The 24,852-nt window shown below is 58.6% G+C and carries 22 protein-coding genes; 15 read left to right on the top strand and 7 right to left on the bottom strand.

The window, feature by feature from the left end; translation table 11 throughout:
• The first annotated feature begins 119 nt into the window (after positions 1-119).
• The 3 genes from SJY13_RS04800 to SJY13_RS04790 all read left to right on the top strand — a co-directional run bounded on the left by SJY13_RS04800 (position 120) and on the right by SJY13_RS04790 (position 5,216).
• Positions 120-3,824 carry a polymorphic toxin type 15 domain-containing protein gene (locus SJY13_RS04800; protein WP_377188331.1) on the top strand — a complete coding sequence of 1,235 codons (3,705 nt, stop codon included), beginning with the start codon at positions 120-122 and terminating at the stop codon, positions 3,822-3,824.
• 12 nt (positions 3,825-3,836) lie between these two features.
• Positions 3,837-4,403: a GAD-like domain-containing protein gene (locus tag SJY13_RS04795; RefSeq protein WP_377188328.1), complete on the top strand. Its 567-nt coding sequence runs from the start codon at positions 3,837-3,839 to the stop codon at positions 4,401-4,403.
• A 198-nt stretch (positions 4,404-4,601) separates the two neighbouring features.
• Positions 4,602-5,216 (top strand): YrbL family protein, encoded by a 615-nt coding sequence (locus tag SJY13_RS04790; protein ID WP_377188325.1) that lies wholly within the window; start codon positions 4,602-4,604, stop codon positions 5,214-5,216.
• A 14-nt stretch (positions 5,217-5,230) separates the two neighbouring features.
• Here SJY13_RS04790 and SJY13_RS04785 read toward each other — a convergent pair whose 3' ends face one another.
• On the bottom strand, positions 5,231-6,100 hold the full coding sequence (locus tag SJY13_RS04785) for a LysR family transcriptional regulator (protein ID WP_377188322.1): 870 nt from the start codon (positions 6,098-6,100) through the stop codon (positions 5,231-5,233).
• A 105-nt stretch (positions 6,101-6,205) separates the two neighbouring features.
• Between SJY13_RS04785 and SJY13_RS04780 the strand changes: the two genes are divergently transcribed.
• Together SJY13_RS04780 and SJY13_RS04775 are read left to right on the top strand one after the other, a co-directional pair.
• Positions 6,206-7,054, top strand: coding sequence for an alpha/beta fold hydrolase (locus SJY13_RS04780; protein WP_377188319.1), 849 nt, complete (start codon positions 6,206-6,208; stop codon positions 7,052-7,054).
• Positions 7,055-7,090: 36 nt separating this feature from the next.
• Complete coding sequence (locus SJY13_RS04775) at positions 7,091-7,309, top strand: hypothetical protein (protein WP_377188316.1); 219 nt, start codon at positions 7,091-7,093, stop codon at positions 7,307-7,309.
• 44 nt (positions 7,310-7,353) lie between these two features.
• On the opposite strand, the gene SJY13_RS04770 is transcribed toward SJY13_RS04775, so the two are convergent.
• From SJY13_RS04770 to SJY13_RS04750, 5 genes are all read right to left on the bottom strand, one after another.
• Positions 7,354-7,914: a sarcosine oxidase subunit gamma gene (locus SJY13_RS04770; RefSeq protein WP_377188313.1), complete on the bottom strand. Its 561-nt coding sequence runs from the start codon at positions 7,912-7,914 to the stop codon at positions 7,354-7,356.
• A complete protein-coding gene (locus SJY13_RS04765; protein ID WP_377188310.1) occupies positions 7,907-10,852 on the bottom strand; it encodes a sarcosine oxidase subunit alpha family protein in 2,946 nt (981 codons plus the stop codon). The genes SJY13_RS04770 and SJY13_RS04765 overlap by 8 nt, the downstream gene beginning before the upstream one ends.
• Positions 10,849-11,136, bottom strand: a complete 288-nt coding sequence (locus tag SJY13_RS04760) for a sarcosine oxidase subunit delta (protein ID WP_377188307.1) — start codon at positions 11,134-11,136, stop codon at positions 10,849-10,851. The genes SJY13_RS04765 and SJY13_RS04760 overlap by 4 nt, the downstream gene beginning before the upstream one ends.
• A 13-nt stretch (positions 11,137-11,149) precedes the next feature.
• Positions 11,150-12,400: a sarcosine oxidase subunit beta family protein gene (locus SJY13_RS04755; RefSeq protein ID WP_377188304.1), complete on the bottom strand. Its 1,251-nt coding sequence runs from the start codon at positions 12,398-12,400 to the stop codon at positions 11,150-11,152.
• A gap of 84 nt (positions 12,401-12,484) precedes the next feature.
• Positions 12,485-13,330, bottom strand: a complete 846-nt coding sequence (locus SJY13_RS04750) for a LysR family transcriptional regulator (RefSeq protein WP_377188301.1) — start codon at positions 13,328-13,330, stop codon at positions 12,485-12,487.
• Between the two features lie 107 nt (positions 13,331-13,437).
• Between SJY13_RS04750 and SJY13_RS04745 the strand changes: the two genes are divergently transcribed.
• Genes SJY13_RS04745 through SJY13_RS04720 form a run of 6 tightly spaced genes read left to right on the top strand, consistent with a single transcriptional unit; the run spans position 13,438 to position 19,126 of the window.
• Positions 13,438-14,037 (top strand): amino acid synthesis family protein, encoded by a 600-nt coding sequence (locus tag SJY13_RS04745; RefSeq protein WP_085823979.1) that lies wholly within the window; start codon positions 13,438-13,440, stop codon positions 14,035-14,037.
• On the top strand, positions 14,009-14,788 hold the full coding sequence (locus SJY13_RS04740) for an alpha/beta fold hydrolase (RefSeq protein WP_377188297.1): 780 nt from the start codon (positions 14,009-14,011) through the stop codon (positions 14,786-14,788). The genes SJY13_RS04745 and SJY13_RS04740 overlap by 29 nt, the downstream gene beginning before the upstream one ends.
• Positions 14,785-15,693, top strand: a complete 909-nt coding sequence (locus SJY13_RS04735; protein WP_377188294.1) for a flavin reductase family protein — start codon at positions 14,785-14,787, stop codon at positions 15,691-15,693. The genes SJY13_RS04740 and SJY13_RS04735 overlap by 4 nt, the downstream gene beginning before the upstream one ends.
• A 12-nt stretch (positions 15,694-15,705) precedes the next feature.
• Positions 15,706-16,740, top strand: coding sequence for an LLM class flavin-dependent oxidoreductase (locus tag SJY13_RS04730; protein ID WP_377188291.1), 1,035 nt, complete (start codon positions 15,706-15,708; stop codon positions 16,738-16,740).
• Positions 16,741-16,748: 8 nt separating this feature from the next.
• Positions 16,749-18,227: an aldehyde dehydrogenase gene (locus SJY13_RS04725; protein WP_377188288.1), complete on the top strand. Its 1,479-nt coding sequence runs from the start codon at positions 16,749-16,751 to the stop codon at positions 18,225-18,227.
• A 32-nt stretch (positions 18,228-18,259) separates the two neighbouring features.
• Positions 18,260-19,126 carry an urea carboxylase-associated family protein gene (locus SJY13_RS04720; protein ID WP_377188285.1) on the top strand — a complete coding sequence of 289 codons (867 nt, stop codon included), beginning with the start codon at positions 18,260-18,262 and terminating at the stop codon, positions 19,124-19,126.
• Here SJY13_RS04720 and argE read toward each other — a convergent pair.
• Complete coding sequence (gene argE / locus SJY13_RS04715) at positions 19,123-20,280, bottom strand: acetylornithine deacetylase (protein ID WP_377188282.1); 1,158 nt, start codon at positions 20,278-20,280, stop codon at positions 19,123-19,125. The two genes, SJY13_RS04720 and argE, sit on opposite strands and share 4 nt — an antisense overlap.
• A gap of 230 nt (positions 20,281-20,510) precedes the next feature.
• Here argE and SJY13_RS04710 point away from each other — a divergent pair, with 230 nt between their 5' ends.
• The 4 genes from SJY13_RS04710 to SJY13_RS04695 all read left to right on the top strand — a co-directional run bounded on the left by SJY13_RS04710 (position 20,511) and on the right by SJY13_RS04695 (position 24,829).
• Positions 20,511-21,554 carry a pyridoxal-phosphate dependent enzyme gene (locus tag SJY13_RS04710; protein WP_377188279.1) on the top strand — a complete coding sequence of 348 codons (1,044 nt, stop codon included), beginning with the start codon at positions 20,511-20,513 and terminating at the stop codon, positions 21,552-21,554.
• A gap of 123 nt (positions 21,555-21,677) precedes the next feature.
• The gene (locus SJY13_RS04705) at positions 21,678-22,385 is read left to right on the top strand and encodes a maleate cis-trans isomerase family protein (protein ID WP_377188276.1); all 708 of its coding nucleotides are present in this window, start codon (positions 21,678-21,680) and stop codon (positions 22,383-22,385) included.
• A gap of 149 nt (positions 22,386-22,534) precedes the next feature.
• Positions 22,535-23,626 (top strand): ABC transporter ATP-binding protein, encoded by a 1,092-nt coding sequence (locus SJY13_RS04700; RefSeq protein ID WP_085823971.1) that lies wholly within the window; start codon positions 22,535-22,537, stop codon positions 23,624-23,626.
• 111 nt (positions 23,627-23,737) lie between these two features.
• Positions 23,738-24,829: an extracellular solute-binding protein gene (locus tag SJY13_RS04695; RefSeq protein WP_085824039.1), complete on the top strand. Its 1,092-nt coding sequence runs from the start codon at positions 23,738-23,740 to the stop codon at positions 24,827-24,829.
• Positions 24,830-24,852: the final 23 nt, after the last annotated feature.

The raw sequence follows: 24,852 nt of genomic DNA, 5'->3' as shown, positions 1-24,852 counted from the left end.
ACGTTGACGTAGTGGCCCGAGCAACCACAAAACGGCGCTCAAGCGCCCCGCGACCCAGGCAGCAGATACGCCGGTCAGGGCCATCAGCGTTGCGGATTCCGGGGCAGGTATCTCGCGGGTTGGAAAGCCTCAGAACCGGCGGTGGTGAGCCCGCAAGTGTGCGCACTGCGCCCCCAGTTCCCTTGCGAAATCCGGTCAGCAAGGCCGTGCCCCCTGTGGCCGAGCGCAAGTCGGCGACCGTCGCGGTCGTGACCGAAGTAAGCCGTGCGCTGATCCCGGCAAACACCGAACCCACCCCGCAGACGTCAGCGCAGGAACAAGACATCTCTGCCGAGTCAGACGACTTGAACGTCGCGCAGCCAGAACAGGCGCCACAGGTCAGCCAGGACCCGCCTGGTTCAGCGCCGGTGGATATTAAGACAACCGCACCGGATGCGGACGGCGAAGCACCGATTGGAGAGGCCGCAGCAGCACAGGCAGCAGACGGTGCCAAAAGCGCGGAACCTGTGGCCGAGGAAGAACCGGTCGAGCCCAGCCCTGCGGCGGCGGTTGCTCCGGCTACGTCGGCTGTATCGCGCCGGGCCGGCCGCTCAACACGGCACCAACCAGCCCGCGCGGCGTCGGACAACGCCATTGCGGCCTCGAACGAGGCAGAGGTCACCCGCAGGCGCGGTGCGCAGCAGGCAGGTATGGCAGGGGCCGAAGAGGCCGAAGCCACCGGTATCGACCAGTCTGGGTTCGAGACGGCCCTGCGTGAGGCGATCCGTCGGGCGATGCCCGACGCCACGTCCGAGGATGATGCCCGCGAGGTCATGGCCGAAGGTGGTCGCAGCGCGGCCGAAAGCGTGGGTCAGACCCTGCAGACCCAGCAGAGCCAGGCGGCTGGCAATCTTCCCGCAGCAGTCAGCGAAGACGCCGTACCGCCGACGGCAAGTCAGGACGGTGGAATTGAGGTTGAACTGGTGCCAGATGAGGTCGGCGAACCGCCCGCACCGGTCTCGGCAGGGCCGGTGGTGCCGCCGCCCTCGACCGACAGTGCCATTGACGTGTCCGAGAACAGGGCAGAGGTCGACCAGCTAGAAACCGACAATAACATCACTCGCGACCAGTTGGAGAGCGGCAACGATCCACAGTTCCAGACAGCGCTTGGTGCGCGGGGCGAGGCCGAGACGCATGATCGCGAGGCTCCGGCGCACCTGCGCGAGGCCGAGGCCGCGGATCGGAACGAGACCCGCGCGCGCGCCTCCGGTTCCATTGGGCAAACTCTGGCCGGTTTCCACAGTGAGCGGGCGGCGCAACTCGGCAGCGTCGCAAACCAGCAGATCGGGACACAGGGCCTGTCCGCGCAGCGCAAGGCTGAGATCACCTCGGACGTCGAAACCATTGGCCGTGAAACACGCGAAGCGGTCACCACTATCTTGTCCGACATGAGCACGAAGGCGACCGAAGACTTCCGGGTGGCCATCGAAGAGGCGCTGGAGGATTACGACAGCGCCTTTGCCAAGGAAAAAGGCGGGTTCTTCACCTCAGTCGGAGATTTCCTGACAGGCGACTGGGGCGATAAGCGCTTTAACCGCGCTCTGGCTCTTGGTCGGGCCGCGTTTGAACGGAGGATCGAGCGCGCGATCACTGATATTGCTGCCTTTGTCGAAAAACAGCTGGCAGCTGCGCGGGTCCGAGTGGCCGAAGGTCGGACCCGGATCGACACCTACATGACCGACGATATCTCTGAGGCGGAGCGTGAGTTTGCCGAACAGGCGACATCCGGGATCACAGCCGACTTCGAATCGTTGGAGGGTGAGATCAATTCGGCACGCGACACGCTTGTCAGTTCGATGGTCGATATCTACCGCGACGGCATTGAACGACGGAACGCGCGCGAAGAGGAACTGCGCGAGGCCAACAAGTCGATCTGGCAGCGGGTCTACGATGCGACCGTTGGGGTCATTCAAAAGATCATAGAATTCAAGAACATGCTTCTGGGTATTCTAGCGCGGGCCGCTGGTGTCGTCGAAGCGATCATTCAGGATCCAATCGGGTTCCTCTCAAACCTTATTGCGGGGATCGGCGCGGGGCTGGAACGCTTTATGTCGAACATCGTTCAGAACCTGCAGCAGGCGCTGATGGGATGGCTGTTTGGTGCTTTGGAAGGGGCAGGGCTAAAGCTGCCGGAACGGTTCGACATGGCCGGGTTCCTGGACATCGTGCTGCAGGTCCTAGGGTTGAGCAAAGAGAATGTTCGCGCCCGGGCGGTAAGCATTCTTGGCGAAGGCATCGTGTCCAAGATCGAAACCGCCATCGACTTTCTGCGCATTCTCTTCACCGAAGGCCCGGCGGGTATCTGGCAGATGCTTCTGGAGCAGCTTGGAAATCTGAAAGATGCGATCATAGATGAAATCAAGTCTTGGGTAATCACCAGTATCATCGAAGCCGGGATCAAATGGATCATCGGCCTGCTGAACCCTGCCAGCGCCTTCGTGAAGGCCTGCATGATGATCTACGATATCGTCGTCTTTTTCATTGAACGGGGCCAGCAGATCATCTCGGCGGTCAATGCGATTATCAATGCGTTAGGCACCATCGTCGCTGGCAATATCTCGGCCATGGCGCAGGCTGTCGAGGGGGCACTTAACCGCATTTTGCCGGTGGTGATTGGATTCCTTGCTTCGCTTCTGGGACTGGGTGGAATTTCAGATCGGATCCGTTCGATCATCCAGGCCATTCAGGCACCCGTGAACCGCGCAATCGACTGGGTGATCAACCTGGGTGTCTCGATGGCGCGGCGTATTGCCGGACTATTTGGCGGCGACCAAAAGGATGACGAGGAACAAGAGCAGGCGGCTGATCCCGAAGTTCAGGCGCGGATTGACGCCGGGCTTCTGGACCTGCGCGAGCGGAATACGGCAATGCTCGACAGTGGCGCAATCACTCTGGAAGAGGCCGAGAATGTCGCGGCGAGTGTGAAGCAGGCTCACCCGGTGTTCAAATCAGTCGAAGTCGAGATCGAAGGCGAGTCCATCTCGTACGCCTGGAGCGCGAACCCGGGAGGTGACGAGAATGCCGGTCGCATTGATCTGGGTACGCCGCCTGCGGGCGTTGCAGCACTCAGCGATGATGAATGGCAGATCAGCCCGGCCATAGAAGTGTCCTTTAACGTACGCGAAAAGTTCATCCAGCGGGGGCTGGGCGATGAATACCAGTCCCAGCTGGATGAGCAATCGGAGGGCCTTAACCGGATGAACGTTGCCGAATGGCTGGCCAACCGAGCAGCCTATGAGCGGCGTGCCATCGAGGCTCGCGCCGCACGTGCGGCGGGTGATCGCCGGGCTTCGGCACGTGACCCGCGTGGCGCGGTCGAACAACAGGCGGTGCGAGACAACTACGACCAAAGACGCTTTACCGAATTACTGGCCGAAATCGGAAGCGATCCCGCCAATGCAGACCTGAGTGATGAGGATTTGGTTGATCTGGTGGAAACCGCATTGGAAGACGAGATGTCGGAATTGCACGCCTTGCACAATCCGGATCAAATAGCGGGCGGACATTACGATTCCGGTGGGCGTCAGTTCATGCGCATGGGCAGCTCGGGGGTCAACTCGTCGATTGGAGCTCAGTGGCGGCATGTCCCGGTCGAAGAACGCGCCCGCGCACAACAGGAGATCGACAGCGATGTATTGGTCGAGGACAGAACAGCGCCCCGTTCGCGCGTCGAAGTCATCCAGCAGGGTGTGGAAAATATCGATTGGTATGACATGCCGCTCTTTAGGCATGCACAGCAGCAAAAGACCCAGATGAATGTCCGCCTGGTTCCGAATTTTATGTAAGGTTGCGTCAAAATGACCCGAAAATTTGCCTTTGATGCCTTCATGAAGACCCTTCCTAAGGACGGGCCAGGCGATGCGTTATCTGACGGCATGCTCGAAAAATATGGGGGCGTTGTTCCCGCGGATCTGACCCAACATTGGCAGGCGCACGGTTTGGGCAGCTACGGAAATCGTGCGCTTTGGTTCATTGATCCTGACAAGATCATCGAGGAAATCCGCCGGTTCGAAGGCGCTGAAACCGCTATTCCTTTTGCACGCACGGCCCTGGGTATGGTGTTTTCACTGGTTGAGGAAGGTGTCGTCATGACCTTCCCGCAATCAAATTTGACAGAACTTTCTTCGCCAAACCTCAACGTTTGGGGTTTTGGATATTTTCGAAGCCCGGACAAGAACCGCGGCATTCTTTCTCTGGACATAGCCGAAGAACTGGAACCCCGGCTCGGCCCGGTCGCCAAGGATACGTGCTATGGTCTGAAGACCGCCCTCGCATTGGGCGGGGGCGACGCGCCGGAAGATTATGCCGTCGTCAATCTGGCGGTTTATCTGGATATCCTCGCCTCAGTTCACGCCGAAATTTAAGGTTGGTGCGAACTCGTCGGACAGCATCGCTATTCCCAACACGCAGCTGTTCTGTTTGACCCCTGACAGGGTCCCATCTTAGTGCTGGGTATCAAAAGGTGAATTGTAAGGCGAATGAGAAAGTCTTATGACAGAATCTGATTTTAAAGCCCGACGCCCTGTTGAGATTGCGTTTTCGAAGAACTGGACCATGCCGACATGATTGACCTGTGTGATCTCAGCCCTTTACGCGAAAGCCGTAACTACAAGATTTTTCAACATCCCGAACTTGAAGACGCGCTGTTGAAAGTTCGTGTCGACGAAGCCGTTCGCGATCATTTTATCCCGCGCTATGCGGAATGGCGGTATGGCAATCTGCGGCAATGGAATCGCGAGGCAAACGAGTATCTGGCGGCGCTGCACCGGGGCTGCCCTGAGATCGAGCGGCTGGCGCAGTTTATGGGATATGCTCCGACTTCGGTCGGGCCGGCCATGGTTGTTGAAAAAATGACGGGTTCGGATGGCGATCTTGCACCGACTCTGCACGCTGAACGGGTGGCACTGGACAAAAAAGATCAGGAAGGGCGCCAGCGGCTGCATGATGAGCTGATGGGCCTTTTGGACGATCTCAAGCGCGGTCAGATCATCGTTGGCGATCTCAGCTTCGAGAACGTCGTGCGGGCGCAGGAACGTGGCGGGAAGCTGACGGTAATTGATGGTTTGGGCGAGAGGGTCATGTTCCCACTGGCCCTGTTCAGCACGTTTGCTTTTGAGAAATCAATCGAACGCCGCCGCGCGCGGATGTCCAAAGGGTTCGGACTACAAGCAAATTAACCCGGACCGAGTGTTTATCCGGCTGCCTGCAAAGGCGTGGTGTTTTCAACCTCTTTCCCGATCTCATTAATCAGGGCAATTGCCGCTGGGTTGCGGCGCTTCAAATGCGTGCGGGCGACATAGGCGATGCGGGGCGGGTCGGGGAACACATCGTCGATCACCTCCATATCCGCAGTGACATGCAGACCATTCAGTAACGCAACCCCCAGCCCCGAGCGGACTGCCGACTGAATGCCAGTGGCACTGGGGCATTCCAAAACGCTGTCAAAGCGGTGCGGTCCCTGTCCGATGCCCCATTGCCTATAAAAGCACTGATTGTCGAAGGACAGAAACGGTATGGGTGATGAGGTGCCCAAAGGAAACTCAGGCGATTTCACCCAATGCAGCGTGTCCTCGAACAGGGTCAGATCATCCGGCATCACGTCATGGCGAAAGACCTGCATCACAGCCACATCCAGCTCTCCAGCTTTCAGCCAGCGCTGCACGTTCAGGCTCTGACTGGTGCGGGTGCGGACCTGAACATCCGGATAAAGCCGCGTAAACCGCCCCAGAATCCGCGCGATGCGGCTGGTGGTGGTGTCCTCGGTCATTCCCAGCCGAATGGCCCCGGTCAAAGGTTTCTTGCCCAAGGCCGACAGCGCTTCGTCATGCAGATCGGTGATCCGCCGGGCATAGTCACACAGGCGTTGGCCGGCATCGGTGAACAGCGGGCCACCGGGGCGCCGGGCCAGCAAGTCGCAATCCAGTGCTAGTTCCAGCCGCCGAATCTTATGGCTGACCGCCGATTGCGACAGGGCAAGATGTTCTGCCGCACGCGTGACCCCGCCATGGGCCGAAATGGCCAACAAGGCGCGCAGGGCATCTATTTCCAATCGTTCAGCCATTCCCATTTTCATGACAAAAGAAGATTGCTGAATGACAATCATTCATTTGAGTCACATGGTAGCGCCGGTCTACAGACAGGGAAAGACAAATCTTCGGAGTATCCCATGTCTCACCTTGTCACTGACCATGCCCTGATCAACAGCACGCGTATTGCCCATGGAACCCATGGCGCAGGGATACCTGTGGTTCTTCTGCATGGCACGCCGTCTTCCTCGTATATCTGGCGCGATGTTCTGCCATCTCTGGTGAATGCCGGCTACAAGGTTCATGCCTTCGATCTGTTGGGGTTTGGACTGTCAGAACGGCCCTGGGACCCCGAGATCGATACCTCGGTCACAGGGCAGGTTCCGATCCTCGAAGGTCTGCTGGACCTGTGGGGTCTGGAGGACATGCACTTGATCGGACACGATATCGGTGGCGCTGTGGCAAAGCGATTTGCGTTGCAATCGCCCCAGCGCGTCCGGTCTCTGACCGTGATCGACCCGGTCAGTTTCGACAGTTGGCCGTCGAAACGCACGCAAGAGCAGATGCAGGCCGGTTTGGAACGTCTGATCAAAGCGCCAGATGCAGATCATCGCGCCCATTTCCGCGACTGGTTGCTTTCCGCGGTGCAGAACAAGCAGCGAATGACGGATAGTTCGATGGACATCTATCTTGATTTCATCACCGGTCCCATCGGGCAGAGCAGCCTGTTTCAGCACCAAGTTCGTCACTATAAGCCACACCACACCAATGACATCGCTCCGCGATACTCCGATTTGGGCGCGCTGCCGGTTCAATTGATCTGGGGTGCTGAGGATACGTGGCAGGTGATCGACTGGGCGCAAAAGCTGCACAATGCAATCCCGGGGTCCGAGCTGCATATCCTCGAAGACTGCGGACACTTCGCGATGGAGGATCAGCCGGAACGGATTTCGGACCTGTTGGTCGACTTTCTGAATCGGGCGGGCTGAACAATGGCAGAGACCGAAACACCAAACCGGCGGCACATGACGACACTGTTCGAAATCACCGGCTCGGTTCTGGCGATGGCCTATGCTTTGCTGATCGCCTCGAACACAGGGGCCGAATTGCTGGGGTTTGCGCTATTACTGCTGTCGGCGGGCCTGTTCGCCGCCTGGGCAGTGATTGACCACCGCTGGACCTTCCTTTTGCTGCAGGGGTTCTATGCAGCTTCGGCTGTCATTGGCTTGGTCCGATGGGCCTAAGCCGTGTACTGGACCGGCAATGGGTTGCCAGTCCAACCAATGCGTTACAGTGCCGACCGCATCGCAGTGATGATCGCATGATGCAGCGTTCCGGCCGAGGCGCGCGGCCCGTACAGGCTGAACAGCCGGGACGTCCGGCAAAGCACGAAACAGCCAACGTGGTGAATCGAGCATCGCGCGGCGCTACCTTCTTCCAATGTGCGCAGATCAAGCTGGCACAGCAGTTCCAGAACAGCCGGAATGCCATCTCCGCTGAGGTCGAAGCGGGTCCAGGCATCTGTCTGTTCGGTGACTGATGCGGTCTCGCCCATGGCTGTTGTGGCCTGATCGGCAATCTCTTCATGCGTCTCAAAGGGTGCCTCGACCATCCACTGCTCTGGGCCTGCCCAAAACGCGGTCAGGGCCTCTCCGGATGTCCTGCCGATGCCTGGTGCGGGGGAACCGATCAACTTGGCCAGGGCTTTGGCGGCCTTGCTTTCCTGCCCCAGACGCGCCGCAACAGAGGCCAGGGCAACGCCCGGTACTTCGGTACATGTGACCGCGCCCACTGTATCGACGCATGGCTCAGACCCACCCAGGGCGGTTATCGCAACAAGATCATGCACGGACACGTTCTCCTTCTGGGTCGACAAAATGGGCCGAGACTATTTCGACCTCGACAGTCAGGTCGGTCACAGGGGACACAAGGCGCATCTGTTCGCCCAGCCGGTCTCCGCCGTTTTTCAGAAATCCCAGACCGATGCTGCTGTTCAAGCTGGGCGAATAGGCGGCTGAGGTGACGTATCCCTGATCATGGGCCGCATCGACCGGGCCTTCGGTGTTCATCAGGTGCCCGCCAGCGGTAATCTTATGATCCGCATCCAGCGGCTTGATACCAACCATCCTCAACGCATCCGGTTCGTTCAGGGCCTCTCGCTCGGACAGGGTTGAGCCGATACTGTCCTTTTTCTTGGACACCATCCGGCCCATCCCAAGATTCAGGGCCGTGGTGGTGCCGTTCAGCTCATTGCCTGCGGCATGGCCTTTTTCGATCCGCATCACGCCCAGCGCTTCGGTGCCGTAGGGGACGACGTCAAACTCTTCGCCCTCGGTCATCAGCCGCCGCATCAACGCGTCGCCGTATCGCGCGGGGACGGCGATTTCAAACGCCAGCTCGCCCGAGAAGGAAATACGGAACAGGCGCGCGCGCAGGCCCCCGCAGACTGTGATGTTGCCGCAGGCCATGAACGGGAAGCCTTCGTTCGAGATGTCGAATTCAGGGTCCACGATCTTTTGCAACAGCTTGCGCGCATTCGGACCAGCCACCGCATATTGCGCCCAGGCTTCGGTGGTTGAGATCAGCTGCACATCCATGTCCGGGCACAGGCATTGGCGAACAAATTCCATATGACGATAGACGTTGGCTGCATTGGCAGTGGTGGTGGTGACGACAAAATGATCCTCGGCCAGCCGGCCGGCTGTTCCGTCATCCATCGCAATGCCATCCTCGCGTAGCATAAGGCCATAGCGGGTCTTACCCACCGCCAGTTTGGCAAAGCCATTGGCGTAAATGCGGTTCAGAAACGCTGCTGCATCGGTGCCTTGTACGTCGATTTTCCCAAGCGTCGTGCAATCGCAAACCCCGACCGAGGCGCGGGTCTGACGCACTTCGCGGTCAACCGATTCACGCCAATGCGTCTCACCCGGCAGGGGGAACCACTGGGCGCGCAGCCAGTTGCCAACCTCGACAAACACCGCTCCGCGTTCCTTGGCCCAGTAATGCGAGGGCGTCAGGCGGGTGGGGTGGAATTCCTGCCCCCTCATCCGGCCCGCAAAAGTGCCAATCGGGACTGGTGTGTAAGGTGGACGAAAGATAGTCGTCCCGGTCTCGGGGATCGACTTGCCAGCCACCTCGGCCATGATCGCAAGACCACCCATGTTCGAGGTCTTGCCCTGATCTGTCGCCATGCCAAGGGTGGTATAGCGTTTCAGGTGCTCGACCGAGCGGAAGCCTTCCTGATAGCTGAGTTTGACGTCTTTGACCGTCACATCGTTCTGCTGATCCAGCCAGGCGCGTTTGCATCCCTCAACGTACCAGAACGGTTTCTGCGCAACCGGCGCGTCTTCGGCCTTGGGCAGGTCGGGCAGGGCGCTGGACAGCTCCAGCAACTGCGTGGCCCCTTCGGCACCGGATTGCAGCGCCCCATGCGTCGACATAACACCGTTTGCAGCACCAGCAACGGACAGTCCCACAGGCAGGTCGGGGCCGGGGACAAAGGCGGCCAGTGCTTCGTTCCAGGCCGGACGGCCCCGTTGGTGGCAGGTCAGATGCACATTCGGATTCCAACCACCGGACACGCCCAGCGCGCCGCTGTCCAGTGTGCGGGTTGTGCCATCAGCCAGGGCGACTTCGACAAAAGTCAGCCCGTGACGGCCTTTGGTGTCAGTCACCTGAGCGCCGCGCAGCACCTCATAATCGTGACTGATCGGGGCATCGTCGCGCACGTCAACAACTGCAGCGATCTTGACGCCCTTGGCATGCATGTCAGCGGCAGTGCGATGCCCGTCGTCATTGTTGGTGAAGATCGCCACACGCTCGGACGCGGTGACGGCAAAGCGATTGGCGTAGCTGCGCAAGGCCCCCGCCATCATGATGCCGGGCCGGTCGTTGTTTTCAAAGGCAATCGGCCTCTCGGTGGCACCTGCGCATAGCAAGGCACGCTTGGTATAGATGCGCCACAGAATCTGGCGGGGTTTGCCCGCAGGAAGGGTAGGCAAGTGATCGCCCGTGCGTTCGACTGCGCCATAGACGCCATGATCAAACGCACCGATCACCGTGGTGCGCGGCATCAGGCGAACGTTGGGCAAAGCGGAAAGTTCTGCCACGGCCTGTGCAGCCCAGTCGCTGGCGCTGTGATCCCCCAGCGTGAAGGTTTCGCTGTTCAGTCGCCCGCCCAGCGCAAAGTCCTCGTCGGCTAAAATGACATCCGCGCCAGCGCGCCCTGCAGTGAGCGCGGCCATCAACCCGGATGGACCAGCCCCGATGATCAGCAGATCACAGTGGCGGAAGCCCTTGTCATATTCGTCCGGGTCGTCCTCCATCGAAAGCGAACCCAAACCGGCGGCGCGGCGGATCATCGGCTCGTACAGTTTTTCCCAAAACGCTGCGGGCCACATGAACGTCTTGTAGTAAAAGCCAGCCGACAGGAAGTTTGAGAACAGATCGTTCACCGCCAGCGCATCATATTTCAGGCTGGGCCAGCGGTTCTGGGACTGCGCCTCAAGCCCGTCGAACATCTCGGTTGTTGTGGCGCGCGTGTTGGGTTCCTTGCGGTTGCCTGTGCGCAGCTCGACAATGCCGTTGGGCTCTTCTGACCCGGCGGTCAGAACTCCGCGCGGGCGGTGGTACTTGAACGATCGCCCGATCATTCGCACACCATTGGCCAGCAGGGCTGAGGCCAGTGTGTCACCCGAATGGGCGGTATAGCTGCGATTGTCGAACCGGAAGTTCAATGTGGTGTTGCGGTCGATCTGGCCGCCGCTCAGCCGGTTGGTCTGGGTCATTTGGATCGCCCCCGGGCGCGGGCCACGTCGCGGGCCAGTTCTACCTTGGAAATCTCGTGCGTCATTGTATTTCGTGTGACGACCAGCCAGGATCGGTCGCCTGCCTCGTGAAACCAAAGCTCTCGGTGTTCTCCGACAGGGTTGTCACGCAGATAGGCGTATTCATAGAACGCCTCGGCCGCGTTTCCGGCCTGCCAGTCGGGGCGGTCGATCAGGGATGCATCGCCCAGATATGCAAATTCCGAGGCATCGCGTGGTCCCAGAAGGGGGTGGTTGATGATCATGCCCGTGCTCCCCTCAGTGCAGGTTGGGCTGGTTGCCCACGCCCTTTTCGTCGATCATCCGGCCCGTGCGGAACCGGTCAAACCGATAGGCGGTAGCAGTCGGATGGGGTTCGTTGCGAGCCAGCAAATGGGCAAAGCAATAGCCCGAGGCCGGCGTGGCCTTAAACCCGCCATAGCACCAACCGCCGTTGAAATAGAGCCCCTCGACCGGTGTACGGTCGATAATCGGCGAGCCGTCCATCGACATATCCATGATGCCGCCCCACATGCGCAACAGTCGTGCCCGGCCAATCATCGGCATCAGGGCCATGCCGCCCTCGCAGACATCCTCGACCACTGGCAGATTGCCGCGTTGCGCATAGGAATTGTACCCGTCCAGATCGCCGCCAAAAACCAACCCGCCCTTGTCCGACTGGCTGACATAGAAATGGCCCGCACCAAAGGTGATGACCCCAGGCAACAAGGGCTTGAGACCTTCCGACACAAAAGCTTGCAGCACGTGGCTTTCGATCGGCAGTCGCATTCCAGCCATCCCCATCACACGGCCCGAATTCCCCGCAACGGCACATCCGACTTTGCCCGCTCCGATGAACCCTTTTGAGGTCTCGACCCCCAGACATTTGCCATTCTCGATCCGAAACCCGGTGACCTCGCAATTCTGGATGATGTCGACGCCATGACTGTCGGCCGACCGCGCATAGCCCCAGGCCACCGCGTCGTGGCGCACTGTTCCTCCGCGCCGCTGCGCCAGCCCGCCTTTGATTGGAAAGCGCGCGTCGTTGAAGTTCAGATAGGGGTATTCCTTGCGCACCTGATCGGCGTCCAGCAACTCCGCATCGGCCCCGTTCAGGATCATCGCATTGCCTCGCCGCGTAAACGCATCGCGTTGCGCGTCGGAATGGATCAGGTTGATGATCCCGCGCTGGCTGACCATGGCGTTATAGTTCACGTCCTGCTCAAGCCCTTCCCATAGTTTCAGGGAAAACTCATAAAACGGCTCATTCCCGTCCAGCAGATAGTTCGAGCGGATGATGGTCGTGTTCCGCCCGACATTGCCACCGCCGATCCAGCCCTTTTCGATCACCGCTACTTTGCGCTGACCGTAAACTTTGGCAAGGTAATGAGCCGTGGCCAACCCGTGGCCGCCGCCACCGATAACCACGATGTCATACTGCGCTTTGGGTTCTGGATCGCGCCAGGCCGGTGTCCACCCTTTGTGGCCGGTAAGCGCCTCTTTGATGACTCGGAATCCTGAATATCGCATGAATCGGACCTTTTTTTCCAGAATTCACTAAAAACCGAGGTCATGATATCCTCAGATGCGACATCAATACGTCTGAATCAGACCTCAAGCTTCGAGCGTTTCGAAAAACCACTCGACAAAAGCTGTGACCTCAGTCGAGTTGCGTTGAACCGCCAGAAAATACCCTTCGCTGGCCGGGGCAGAGGCATCTGTCGCCTGTACGACCTGCCCGGACTGCAGGGCGTGTTCCGCAACCAGAGCATTCACCAGAGCCACGCCATTCCCAGTTGTCGCCAGTTGTAATGCCAGCCCGTAGGAATCCACATAAAATGACGGCGTATGGACAGTATGCCCGGTCGCATCGGCCCATGTCACCCAATTGTCCGACGTGCCTACGGATTCGATTAGAGGCAGATCTCGCATGTCACCTTTCAGAGCAGGGGATTTTAACGCAATCAGTCTGTTCGGCCGCAAAGGCGTAGCATCCTTTCCCACTTGCTTTTCAGACCCAAAGCGAATTTCGACATCCGCACGCGAGGCTGCGTATTCATCGGGCCAGATCGTGCTGACAAAGCGAATTGACGTGTCAGGATGTTCCGCCTGAAACCGAGGCAAAGCGGGGGAAATCACCCATTCCAACACGCTGACCGAGGCCGCGACGGTAATGTGGCGCGCGCGGTCCTCGGTCAAATAGGGCAAGGCAGCCGTTTGCAACATTTCCAGTGCGGTCTCGATCTGGGGCAACAGTTTGCGCCCCTCGTCGGTCAGCGACAGCCCACGTGCGTGGCGATGAAACAGCATTACACCCAGCCGCGTCTCCAGTGATCTGATCTGCTGGCTGACGGCAGATTGAGTCAGCCCGATCTCTTCTGCCGCAGCGGTTGAACTAAGCCTGCGGGCGGCTGCTTCGAAGGACCGGAACCAGGTGAGCGGAGGTAAGGATTTCGACATCGGTAACCTACATATAAGAGTCACTAATACCTAAGACCAAACTTCTTTCGTTTGTCAAAGTGTGGCGCCGCCAGAGATAGTCGTCAGACCAAAGGTGGGGGAAGGTTTTGGAACCGAATATCCGAAAAATCGTGACTTTTGACGAGGAAGTTCTTGTCGAAGGGTTTCGCAAAGCAGACCGCCCGTGGCGGATGTTTGCAGTGGCCGCAGTGGTGTCAAATCCCTGGGCCGGACGGTATGTCGAAGACCTGCGGCCCGAGATATTGGCCTATGGCCCCGTCCTGGGAGAGATTCTGACCAACCGGATGATTGCGCTGGCCGGAAGCGGAGATGCCATCGAGGCCTATGGCAAAGCTGCTGTTGTAGGGTTGGATGGTGAAGTAGAGCATGCCTCAGGCCTGATCCACACGCTGCATTTCGGCAATATCTTCCGTCAGGCTGTTGGCGCAAAATCGTACCTGTCGTTCACTAACACACGAGGCGCGGCGAACGCTCCGATCATGGTGCCGTTGATGGACAAGAACGATGCAGGGCGGCGGTCGCATTACCTGACGCTGCAATTTGCCATCCCCGATGCACCGCGTGCTGATGAGGTCGTTGTGGTGCTTGGCGGTGCTACGTCGGGTCGACCGCATCATCGAATTGGTGATCGCTATCAGGATTTGAAGGATCTGGGTCATGACGTGGAAAACCCGGCCTCGGTCTGAGTTTGGCGGGCTGGCCGCAATAGACGAGGGCGCAGGGCCGCTGGTTGTGCTGTTGCACGGCGTCGGCCTGAGGGCCGAGGCTTGGGGTGGGCAGATTGGACCTCTGGTGTCGGCTGGCTATCGCGTTCTGTGCCCCGATATGGTCGGGCACGGCGAAACTGTGTTTGTTGATCCGGATGGGTTGGACAGCTACGCCGCGCCCATCGCGGATCTTTTGCAGGAACCCGCTGTTCTAATCGGCCATTCGATGGGCGCTGTGCTGGCGACGCGGATTGCCGCGACAGGTCAGTCTCAGATCAGGGGTGTGGTGGGATTGAACGCTATTTTTCAACGCTCTGCACAAGCGCAGGATGCCATCCTGGCCCGCGCGCGTGCGTTGGACGGCGTGAATGTGAATGACCCGTCGGTCACGCTTCACCGCTGGTTCGGTGGGAAAGTGTCGGCAGAGCGGGATGCTTGTGAGCAGTGGCTTAGGGATGTCGACCCGCGCGCATACAAGGCCGCCTATACCGCCTTTGCCGAAAGCGACGGACCAACCGCAGCGCAACTGTCCGGGATTGCATGTCCGGCGTTGTTCATGACTGGCGCTGATGAGCCGAACTCAACCCCGCAAATGTCGCGTGCGATGGCGGAACTGGCACCTCGGGGACGGGCCGAGGTTCTATCAAATGCCGCCCATATGATGCCCATGACCCATGCGGCCGAGGTCAATGCCATCCTGCTGGCTTTTCTTCAGGAGTGTTTTTCATGACGGTTCTGGACCCGCGCGCCCTGCGCGACGCCTTTGGCAGCTTTATGACGGGTGTGACCGTCGTGACCACACGGGATCGGTCGGGCGCTCCGGTTGGATTTACGGCCAACTCTTTTTCGTCTGTATCGCTTGATCCGCCTCTGTTGCTGGTGTGTCCGGGCAAGTTTCTGTCCAGCTATGAACTGTTCGCGGGGTGCAGTCACTTTGCGGTCAACATTCTGGCCGAAGGGCAGCAGGACGTTTCGAACACGTTCGCGGGGTTCAAAGGCGACCGCTTTTCCAAGGTTGCCCATCGCAGCGGCGCCAATGATCTGCCGCTGATCAATGACGCAGTGGCACAGTTCTGCTGTGAAACGGTTCAGGCCGTTCCAGCGGGGGACCACACAGTCCTTATCGGCAAGGTAGTAGAGTTCACGCACAACCCGGGCGACGGTCTTGGATATGTCGGGGGGTCGTATTTCAGCCTGGGCCTTGAGCGTGAGATTGACGCGACAGTTCCAACAGTTTGCGGTGCCATAATCGAGGCGGGTGGCAGAGTGTTGTTGGACAACGAAAAAGGCGTGTATTCACCAATCCAGATCGCCGGTGCGGAGCCGGGCGGACAGCGTAACCGGTTGGCGATGGGGCTGTCTGAACGCGGAATCTCGGCACAGATCAATCAGGTCTATTCGGCCTTCAATGACGCTGACTCCAAGCTGCACTATACGTTCTTTTTGGCATCTGCGGATCAGGTTGATCCGCCTGAGCACGCGGCGTGGGTCCCGATCGATGATCTGCCCAACCTGAGTTACGCCAACCAAGGCATTCACCACATGATGACCCGCTTTGCGCGCGAGGCCCAGACAGGCGATTTCGCCCTGTATCTGGGGGATGCAAAGCAGGGTGAAATCCACAGTTTTCGTTGAAGGAGCCGTCTGATGGAGTTTTCATTATTTGCCCATATGGAGCGTCTGACCCCGGAACAGCCCCATGACGTTCTGTACGACGAATTCGTCAGTCTGGTGAAAATGGCTGACGAGGGCGGGATGCGCGCGGTCTGGACGGGGGAGCATCACGGGATGGAATTCACCATCGCGCCCAACCCGTTCCTGTCGCTGGTTGATCTGGCCCATCACACACGTAATGTGCGGTTAGGCACCGGCACTGTGGTGGCCCCGTTCTGGCATCCCATCAAATTGGCGGGTGAAGCCGCTGCTGCGGATCAGATCACCAAAGGTCGCATCGAACTGGGTATCGCGCGCGGGGCGTATTCCTTTGAATACGAACGTCTGGCCCCGGGCATGGACGCCTGGGAAGCCGGGCAGAAAATGCGAGAATCCACGCCGCTGTTGCCTAAGATATGGCAAGGGGACTGCGCCCATGAAGGCGAGTTCTATTCCTTTCCGGCCACGACCTCGGCGCCAAAACCGTTGCAGGATGGAGGCCCTCCGATCTGGATCGCGGCGCGTGATCCCAACAGCCACGAATTCGGCGTCCATAACGGGTTCAATATTCAGGTTACACCTTTGTGGCAGGGAATGGAGGAGATCGAGACGCTGATCACGCGGTTCAATGATGCCTGCGACAGCTATGCCGGGCCGCGCCCGAAGGTAATGTTGTTGCACCACTCTTACGTCGGAAAAGACGATGAGGATGTGGCGCGGGGTGTCGAAGATCTGCGGCGGTACTACAATTACTTCGGAGCCTGGTTCATGAACAAACGCCCGGTCCAGCAGGGGCTGATCGAACCGATCACCGAGGCCGAAATGGATGCCAATCCGATGTTTACCCACGAAAAACTTGGCCAGGATCTGACGGTTGGCACAGCGCAGCAGGTGATCGACAGGATCAAACGCTATGAGGATCTGGGCTATGACGAGTTTTCATTCTGGGTCGATAGCGGCATGACCAATGACCGCAAACGTGCCTCTCTGGCGCGATTTATCGACGACGTTATGCCGGCATTTCAGTGAGGACCACCATGGGAAATCTTCCACATTATCAACTGTTCATTGATGGCACGTGGACCGAGGGCTCGGACGCGCAGGTTATGACGTCCGAAAACCCGGCGACCGGACAGGGCTGGGCCAGCTTCGCCTGCGCGTCCGCCGCAGATGTTGACCGGGCCGTTGCTGCTGCCAAACGGGTTTTGGATGATCCGGCGTGGCGTGACATGACCCAGACGGCGCGTGGAAAGCTGCTGTATCGCCTGGCGGATCTGGTGGCGGAACACGCGGACCATCTGGGTGAGTTGGAGACAACAGACAGCGGCAAGTTGCTGGCCGAAACAGCGGCACAGACAGGGTATGTTGCCGACTATTACCGTTACTTTGCCGGGCTTGCTGATAAGGTCGAAGGAACGGTGCTGCCCATCGACAAACCCGACATGCACGTATTTACCACCCGTGAACCGATCGGCGTTGTGGCTGCGATTGTGCCATGGAATGCCCAGATGTTCCTGACGGCCACCAAGCTGGGTCCAGCGCTTGCGGCCGGGTGTTCAGTGATACTGAAAGCCTCAGAAATTGCACCCGCACCGATGCTGGCGTTTGCCCGGTTGATTGAACAGGCTGGGTTTCCGCCCGGGGTCGTCTCGGTCATCACCGGCGACGCCCAGAACTGTGCCATTCCGCTGACCCGGCACCCGGATGTCGACCGCATTGCCTTTACCGGCGGGCCAGAAACCGCGCGCCATGTGGTGCGCAATTCAGCCGAGAATTTTGCAGTGACCTCACTGGAGCTGGGCGGAAAATCCCCTATTCTGGTGTTCGAAGACGCCGATCTGGATGGCGCGGCAAATGGGTTGATCGCGGGGAACTTTGGCGCCTCAGGGCAAAGCTGTGTGGCGGGCACACGCGGTTTGGTGCATCGGTCCATTCTTGAACCCCTGATTGCGCGGATTACCGAGAAAGCTAGCGCCATTCGATTGGGTGACCCGCTGCACGCAGATACCCATGTTGGTCCGCTTTGTACGGCAGCACAGGTGCGCAAGATCGAGGACACACTGGTCAAAGCACAAGGGCAGGGTGCGGCGATCCGGTTTGGGGGAAAATCTGCGGACCGGGCGGGGAACTATATGGAGCCCACGCTGGTTGAATGTGCAGCACCCGATACCGAAACGCTAAAGGTCGAAATGTTTGGCCCCGTGATGTCTCTGCTGCCCTTTGATACCGAGGAGGAGGCCATCGCGCTGGCCAACAGCACGCCCTACGGGCTGGGCTCTGGCGTTTTTACCCAGAACCTTGCCCGCGCGCATCGGGTGTCAAAACGGATCAGGTCGGGGATTTGCTGGGTGAACACCTATCGCGCAATCTCTCCGATCGCGCCGTTCGGCGGGTTCAATCAGTCCGGCTATGGGCGCGAGGCAGGCGTCGAGGCGATGCTGGATTACACCCGCACCAAAACAACCTGGATCAGCACCGCGCAAGAGCCGATGGCGAACCCGTTCGTAATGCGCTAAGCCTGTGCGCAAACAGGGATGGGAGCACGGGCATGAAACTGGAAAACCCGAAGTTTACGGCACCGGCGGATGCTGATGATCGCAAAGCCATCACTCCGGTCATCTGCTATCCGCCCGAAACGCTTATTCAGCCTGATCTGACCGGTTTGCGGCAGTTGCGCCAGAGTGCAGTGAAAACGGCCGAGGTTACTGCGGGTGCGCGTGATGCGGCCTGTATCGATGTGCCTGCTGGGGCTTTTGTCAGGGTTGTGTCCGTCGATGGTCCTCAGGTCGGCGATTTGAATATGTGGAACAGGCACGACCTGACCGAGCGGTTCTATTCCGGGAAGACACGTGCCCTGCACGGCACGCACTTGTCCACCGGGGATCGCATGTGGTCCAGCTTTCCCAATATGCGACCCATGGCGACCATCGTGGGGGATACGCTGGACTGGTACGGGTTCGATGACTTTGGCGGTTCCGTGCATGATGTGATCGGGACGCGCTGTGATCCTTACACCGGCCGGTTGCTGTCGGGTGACGATTACCATCATTGCTGCCATTCCAACCTGACCCGCGCCCTGGCCGACCATTGCGATCTGCCGCTGCATGAGGCCGAGATGCTGGTGCACGACGTTTTGAACGTGTTCATGTGTACCGGTTTTACCCGTGATACCGGGCAATACTTCATGAAGGCCAGCCCCGTGAGGCCCGGCGATTATCTGGAATTCTACGCCGAGATTGACCTGATCGTTGGTTTGTCGGCCTGTCCCGGTGGCGACTGTTCGTCGGAGCATTCATCCGACACAGCAGCCTGTTATCCGTTACTGATCGAGGTATTCGACCCCGGCCAAGAAGCACGCGCTGCGCATATCCAACCGGCGCGATCTGCGTATGACCGGACCCACGGAACCGGCTAACGCGTCAGACGTTGCCCCAACCGATCAAGCATCCGGCAACACAGGTCCAACTGCTCGATCTCAAGGAATTCATCCGCCTTATGAGCCTGTGCTATTGAGCCTGGCCCGCAGACAATCGCGTGCACGCCCAGTTGCTGAAACAGGCCAGCCTCAGTCGCAAAGGCTACGACACCGGTGCCGTTCGCGCCTGTTAGTTCGGCCACTAGATCGCGGGCGGCGTTGTCATCCATCGGCTCAAGCCCGGCCACTTCGGCGGTGATGTCTTGGATAATGTCGGCGTCGTTATGAACGGCCTGCATTGCGGGCAGTAGGGTCTGGGTCACGTAATCGGACATGGATTTTTTAACAAAATCAGCGTCGCTGGACTGAACCGGGCGCATCTCCCAACCGACCTCTGCCTTGCTGGCGATGACATTGTGCGCCACGCCGCCGTTGAAAAAACCTATGTTTAGCGTGGTCCAAGGCGGCTCGAACACGCTGCCTTTGGGCGCGCGGGCCTGCAGGGCATGGCGTAGCTCTAACAGCTTGCCGACATAGCGCGCGGCGTATTCGGCTGCGTTCACGCCATCATCAGGGGCCGAGCTGTGGCCTTCCAGCCCAACGAACCGGGTAGTGTATTCATAGCAGCCCTTGTGCCCTTCGATCACCCGCATCTCGGTCGGCTCACCAATGATGGCAATGTCCGGCACGATGCCTCGATCCGACAGATCACGCACCAGATGCTGCCCCCCGAGGCAGCCTGTTTCTTCGTCATAAGTGAAAGCAAAGTGCAGCGGCTGGGTCAGTTTGCTGACATCCAGCGTCTCAGCAAAAGCCAGCGTGGCGGCAATGAACCCCTTCATATCGCAAGTGCCACGGCCAAAGAGTTTTCCGTCATTCTCAACCATCTGAAACGGGTCTGTGGTCCAGTCCTGATCGGCGACAGGCACCACATCCGTGTGTCCTGACAACAAAATGCCGCCGGGCATGTCGGGACCCAGTGTGGCAAATACATTGGCCTTTTTGCCGGTCTCATCGCGGGTTTCGATGCAACGCGCGCCCAGTGTCTCAAGCCGTTTGGTCAGGTAACTAATGATCTCAAGGTTGGAATCGACCGAGACAGTTTCAAAACCGATCAGGTCAGCGAGGATGTCGATGGATCGTTGTAGTGTCATGGCCTTACGAACTTCTTTCAGATGCTTGTCCAAACACAGTCGCAGCCAGTTCCAACGCTGTATCGCGCGGCTGAGTTTAGATAGAGGTTGTTGTCAGTCTGAAGGAGTAGTCGTTCCGGTAGAAGGCGAGATCAGTTTGGAGCAACGGGGCCTCGTGAGGTGACTGAGTATTGTTGACAGAACTTGACGAATGCGGTCACGTCAATGGGCAACTCAGGAAAGACAACTAATTGAAAATCACATCAAACACCCATCGTGGTGGCCAAAAGCTGATTGAAGCGGCACCATTTCCGTCCACCAAAGCGGACCGAGTAGCCGAATTGTTGAATAAATGCCCGGCGGCAGCCGAGACGCCCTTGGTCACGATCGACGGTCTGGCGGATGTCGATGCGCTTTGGGTCAAGGATGAGCGCGGCCGAATGAACTTGGGCTCGTTCAAGGCGTTAGGGGCGGCCTATGTCATCGCACGTCACGCAGCTGAGGCCTCTGAAACTCCGGACCAAGCGACGCTGACAGGCCGCACTTATGTCACCGCCAGCGCAGGAAATCACGGAATGAGCGTGGCTGCAGGGGCGCGGGTTTTTGGGGCGAACGCAGTGGTTTATATCGCTGAGACAGTACCCGAGAGCTTTGCCGACCGTTTGCGGGCACAAAAGGCGCAGGTTGTCCGTCACGGTGCGGATTATGCCGCCAGCATGGAGGGCGCGCGCGCAACCGCAGACGAGAACGATTGGATCTTACTGTCCGACAGTTCCTGGGACGGCTATTACGACCTGCCGCATACGCTGATGGAGGGCTATCTGCAGATGGCGGCCGAAGCCACGCGGCAATGTCCCCAAGCGCCAACTCATATCATGCTTCAGGCCGGTGTCGGTGGGCTGGCCGGTGCGGTCGCGGCCTATGCGCGGTCCGTTTGGTCGGACGTCCCACAGATCATCGTGGTTGAACCAGATGCGGCTCCGGCCCTGCAGGCCAGTATCGAAGCGGGGGTTTGTGTGTTTGCCGACGGGCCGGACAGCGTCATGGGGCGGTTGGATTGCAAAGAGCCGTCGCAGATTGCACTGAACGGGCTGGCGCGCGATGCCGACAGTTTCCTGACGCTTTCCGACCAGGAAGTGATTCAGCATCTTCCGGCTATGGCTGTGGCGGGTATGGCCACGACCGCGTCAGGTGGGGCAGGTGTTGCGGCTATCATGAACACAGATGTGTGTCAGGCTCTGGGTATCGGGCAGGGGGCACGGGTTTTGTGTATCGTCTCAGAGGGATCGGAATGACCGTGCCCAACAGCGAAAAGACACAACGGGCCTTTTATTTGGCGGCAGAATTCGCTTAAGAGGGCATTACCTAAGGTAAGGCCCATTATACCTGCCTAAAACTGGTACGGAGATGCACGCAATATGAGCTATTTGCCCTATACTTTGGACAAAGATGACCCCTCGGCCGCACCGTTGGGACTGATTGTTTTGCAAACGGATGAGACGATCGAACCAGAGTTCAACGCGTACTTTGCGGACCGGACCTGTCCGATCTATGTGTCCAGAATCCCCAGCGGTGAAAGTGTTACCACAGACACCCTTGCCGAGATGGAAAAGGCGCTGCCGGCGGCGGCGGATCTGCTGCCCAAAATACGCCCTTACCGGGTGGTTGGATATGGCTGCACATCCGCCAGCTCGGTCATCGGCACCGAGCAGGTCGAGCGGATGGTCCAAAAGACCTGCGATGCGGCGGTGGTGACCAATCCGCTGCGGGCGGCGTCGGCCTGTGCGGCCCATCAGGGCGTGTCAAAATTTGCCCTGTTGTCTCCTTACATCGAGGAAGTGAACGAACCGTTACGGCAGGCGTTTGCTCAAAACGGGATATCGATGGATGTTTTTGGTTCGTTTGGCGAATCCGAAGAATCAAAGGTCGTCCGGATTTCCAGGCAATCCGTGGTTGAGGCTGCCTTGGAACTTGGGGCTGATTCGGCGGTTGAAGCTGTATTTCTAAGTTGCACGAATCTAAGAACTTTTGATGCGATCCCCGAGATTCAAGAGCGGCTAAAAAAGCCTGTTTTATCAAGCAATCAAAGCCTTGCGTGGCACATGCGGGAATTGAATTCTGCCTGAGATATGCGCGTAGGAAACCGTCTGTGTTACCTGCGCGTCACATTTTGGTTGCGTGTCGCGCCCCGCATGGCCTTTAATGGAGCGGATTGGTCTCGTAGACCCGGATAAACCGGGCAGCACGGGACCGCACAGGGGAGCCAAGTCGGTAAATGTCCAATGACGCAGCGTTCGTCGAATTTCAGCGTGTCCAAAAATCTTATGATGGCGAGATACTCGTTGTAAAAGATCTAAACCTCTCAATGCCAAAAGGTGAGTTTCTGACAATGCTGGGCCCGTCCGGGTCCGGTAAGACAACTTGTCTGATGATGTTGGCCGGGTTTGAAACAGCGACACATGGCGAAATCATGTTGGACGGGCGTCCGATCAACAACATCCCACCTCATAAGCGAGGGATCGGGATGGTGTTCCAGAACTACGCCCTGTTCCCGCATATGACAGTGGCCGAGAACCTCTCGTTCCCACTGGAAGTGCGAGGCATCGGCAAAGACAAGCGTGAGGAAAAGGTCAAACGCGCGCTGGATATGGTTCAGATGGGTGCCTTTGGCAGCCGTCGGCCTGCGCAACTGTCGGGTGGACAGCAGCAGCGGATCGCTCTGGCACGTGCACTTGTGTTCGAGCCCGAGCTGGTCTTGATGGACGAACCGCTGGGCGCATTGGACAAACAGCTGCGCGAACATATGCAATTCGAAATCACCCGTCTGGCGCACGAGCTGGGGATCACCACCGTATACGTGACCCATGACCAGACCGAAGCGCTGACCATGTCGGACCGCGTCGCCGTGTTTGACGACGGTCGTATTCAGCAGCTGGCCCCGCCAGACCTGTTGTACGAGGAACCCGAAAACAGCTTTGTTGCCCAATTCATTGGGGAAAACAACACATTGGAAGGCGTTATTAAGTCCATCGACGGCGATTCCTGCGTTGTAACGCTGGATGACGGGTCCGAGATTGATGCCAAACCTGTCAACGTCCACAACGCAGGCGAGCGCACCAAGGTGTCTATCCGCCCGGAACGGGTTGAGTTCAACAAAGACCGCCTGCACGCCGATGCGCATACGCTGAAGGCGACGGTGAAAGAATTCATCTATATGGGCGATGTGTTCCGGTTCCGCGTGTCGGTTGCGGGCAATGATGATTTCATCATCAAGACCCGGAACGCCCCGGACGCGATCAAATTGTCGCCGGGCGAAGAGGTCGAAATCGGCTGGTTGGCTCATGATTGCCGGGCCTTGGACGCTTGATCATTCGGTAATACCTCACGCGGACCTAGCGCCATGTGGGAAAAGATGATCGGGTTGCCCCGTGATCCGGTCATCGGGAATAAAATTAACGGGTATAACAGGGAGTTAACTATGAAAGTAACCAAAACCACGCTTATGGCGAGCGCGATTGCGATGGTTGCCGGCGGGGCGATGGCCGAAGAGATGACCATCGTGTCGTGGGGCGGCGCCTATTCCAAATCGCAGCTGAAGGCCTATCACGAGCCCTATTCGGAAAAAAGCGGCGTCACCATCCTGAACGACGACAGCTCGGCCGAAGCGGTGGCAAAGCTGCGTGCGATGAACGAAGCTGGCAACATCACCTGGGATGTGGTGGACGTTGTGGCCGCAGACGCGATCCGTCTGTGTGACGAAGGTCTGGCGATGGAGATCGACCCGGATACCATGTTGGCCCCGGCCCCGGACGGGACTTCGGCTGCTGATGATTTCGGCGACCTGCTGGTCAGCGAGTGCTTTATCCCGCAGATCGTGTACTCGACTACATTCGGGTATCGCACCGATCTGGTGGGTGACACCGCGCCGACAGATGTTTGCTCGATCTTCGATCTCGATGCCTATCCGGGTAAGCGTTCGCTTGAAAAGCGTCCCATCAACAATATGGAATGGGCTCTGATCTGTGACGGTGTGGCAAAGGACGACGTCTATGACGTTCTCGCGACGCCAGAAGGTCAAGACCAGGCGTTGGCCAAGCTGGGCACCATCAAGGACAACGTAGTCTGGTGGTCCGCCGGTGCCGATACACCGCAGCTGCTTGCTGATGGCGAAGTCATCATGGGCTCGACCTATAACGGCCGTCTGTTCAGCGTGATCGAAGAGCAGAAGCAGCCCGTCGCCATGCTGTGGGACGCACAGGTGTTCGATCTGGACGGCTGGATCATCCCTGCTGGTCTGAGTGAGGAGCGTCAGAAGCGCGCGCTAGACTACATCATGTTCGCCACAGACACTCAGCGTCTGGCGGATCAGGCCAAATGGATCTCTTATGGTCCGGCACGTGCGTCCTCGGCCCCGCTGGTGGGTCAACACGCAGAACTTGGGATCGAGATGGCCCCTCATATGCCGACCGATCCGGAAAACGCCAAGAACACGTTCCTGTATAACTATGAGTTCTGGGCGGACTATCGCGACGATATCGACGCGAAGTTCCAGGCGTGGCTGGCACAATAAGCCTGCTTTGATGAACTTGGTCG

Source organism: Ruegeria meonggei, assembly GCF_042768335.1.
GTDB lineage: Bacteria > Pseudomonadota > Alphaproteobacteria > Rhodobacterales > Rhodobacteraceae > Ruegeria > Ruegeria meonggei.
This window is presented reverse-complemented; position numbering and strand designations above follow the sequence as displayed.

Coding starts and splice junctions, on each gene's coding strand:
- SJY13_RS04795 (WP_377188328.1), top strand. CDS start 3,837: ATGACCCGAAAATTTGCCTTTGATGCCTTCATGAAGACCCTTCCTAAG.
- SJY13_RS04790 (WP_377188325.1), top strand. CDS start 4,602: ATGATTGACCTGTGTGATCTCAGCCCTTTACGCGAAAGCCGTAACTAC.
- SJY13_RS04785 (WP_377188322.1), bottom strand. CDS start 6,100: ATGGCTGAACGATTGGAAATAGATGCCCTGCGCGCCTTGTTGGCCATT.
- SJY13_RS04780 (WP_377188319.1), top strand. CDS start 6,206: ATGTCTCACCTTGTCACTGACCATGCCCTGATCAACAGCACGCGTATT.
- SJY13_RS04775 (WP_377188316.1), top strand. CDS start 7,091: ATGACGACACTGTTCGAAATCACCGGCTCGGTTCTGGCGATGGCCTAT.
- SJY13_RS04765 (WP_377188310.1), bottom strand. CDS start 10,852: ATGACCCAGACCAACCGGCTGAGCGGCGGCCAGATCGACCGCAACACC.
- SJY13_RS04760 (WP_377188307.1), bottom strand. CDS start 11,136: ATGATCATCAACCACCCCCTTCTGGGACCACGCGATGCCTCGGAATTT.
- SJY13_RS04755 (WP_377188304.1), bottom strand. CDS start 12,400: ATGCGATATTCAGGATTCCGAGTCATCAAAGAGGCGCTTACCGGCCAC.
- SJY13_RS04750 (WP_377188301.1), bottom strand. CDS start 13,330: ATGTCGAAATCCTTACCTCCGCTCACCTGGTTCCGGTCCTTCGAAGCA.
- SJY13_RS04740 (WP_377188297.1), top strand. CDS start 14,009: ATGACGTGGAAAACCCGGCCTCGGTCTGAGTTTGGCGGGCTGGCCGCA.
- SJY13_RS04735 (WP_377188294.1), top strand. CDS start 14,785: ATGACGGTTCTGGACCCGCGCGCCCTGCGCGACGCCTTTGGCAGCTTT.
- SJY13_RS04730 (WP_377188291.1), top strand. CDS start 15,706: ATGGAGTTTTCATTATTTGCCCATATGGAGCGTCTGACCCCGGAACAG.
- SJY13_RS04725 (WP_377188288.1), top strand. CDS start 16,749: ATGGGAAATCTTCCACATTATCAACTGTTCATTGATGGCACGTGGACC.
- SJY13_RS04720 (WP_377188285.1), top strand. CDS start 18,260: ATGAAACTGGAAAACCCGAAGTTTACGGCACCGGCGGATGCTGATGAT.
- argE (WP_377188282.1), bottom strand. CDS start 20,280: ATGACACTACAACGATCCATCGACATCCTCGCTGACCTGATCGGTTTT.
- SJY13_RS04705 (WP_377188276.1), top strand. CDS start 21,678: ATGAGCTATTTGCCCTATACTTTGGACAAAGATGACCCCTCGGCCGCA.
- SJY13_RS04700 (WP_085823971.1), top strand. CDS start 22,535: ATGTCCAATGACGCAGCGTTCGTCGAATTTCAGCGTGTCCAAAAATCT.
- SJY13_RS04695 (WP_085824039.1), top strand. CDS start 23,738: ATGAAAGTAACCAAAACCACGCTTATGGCGAGCGCGATTGCGATGGTT.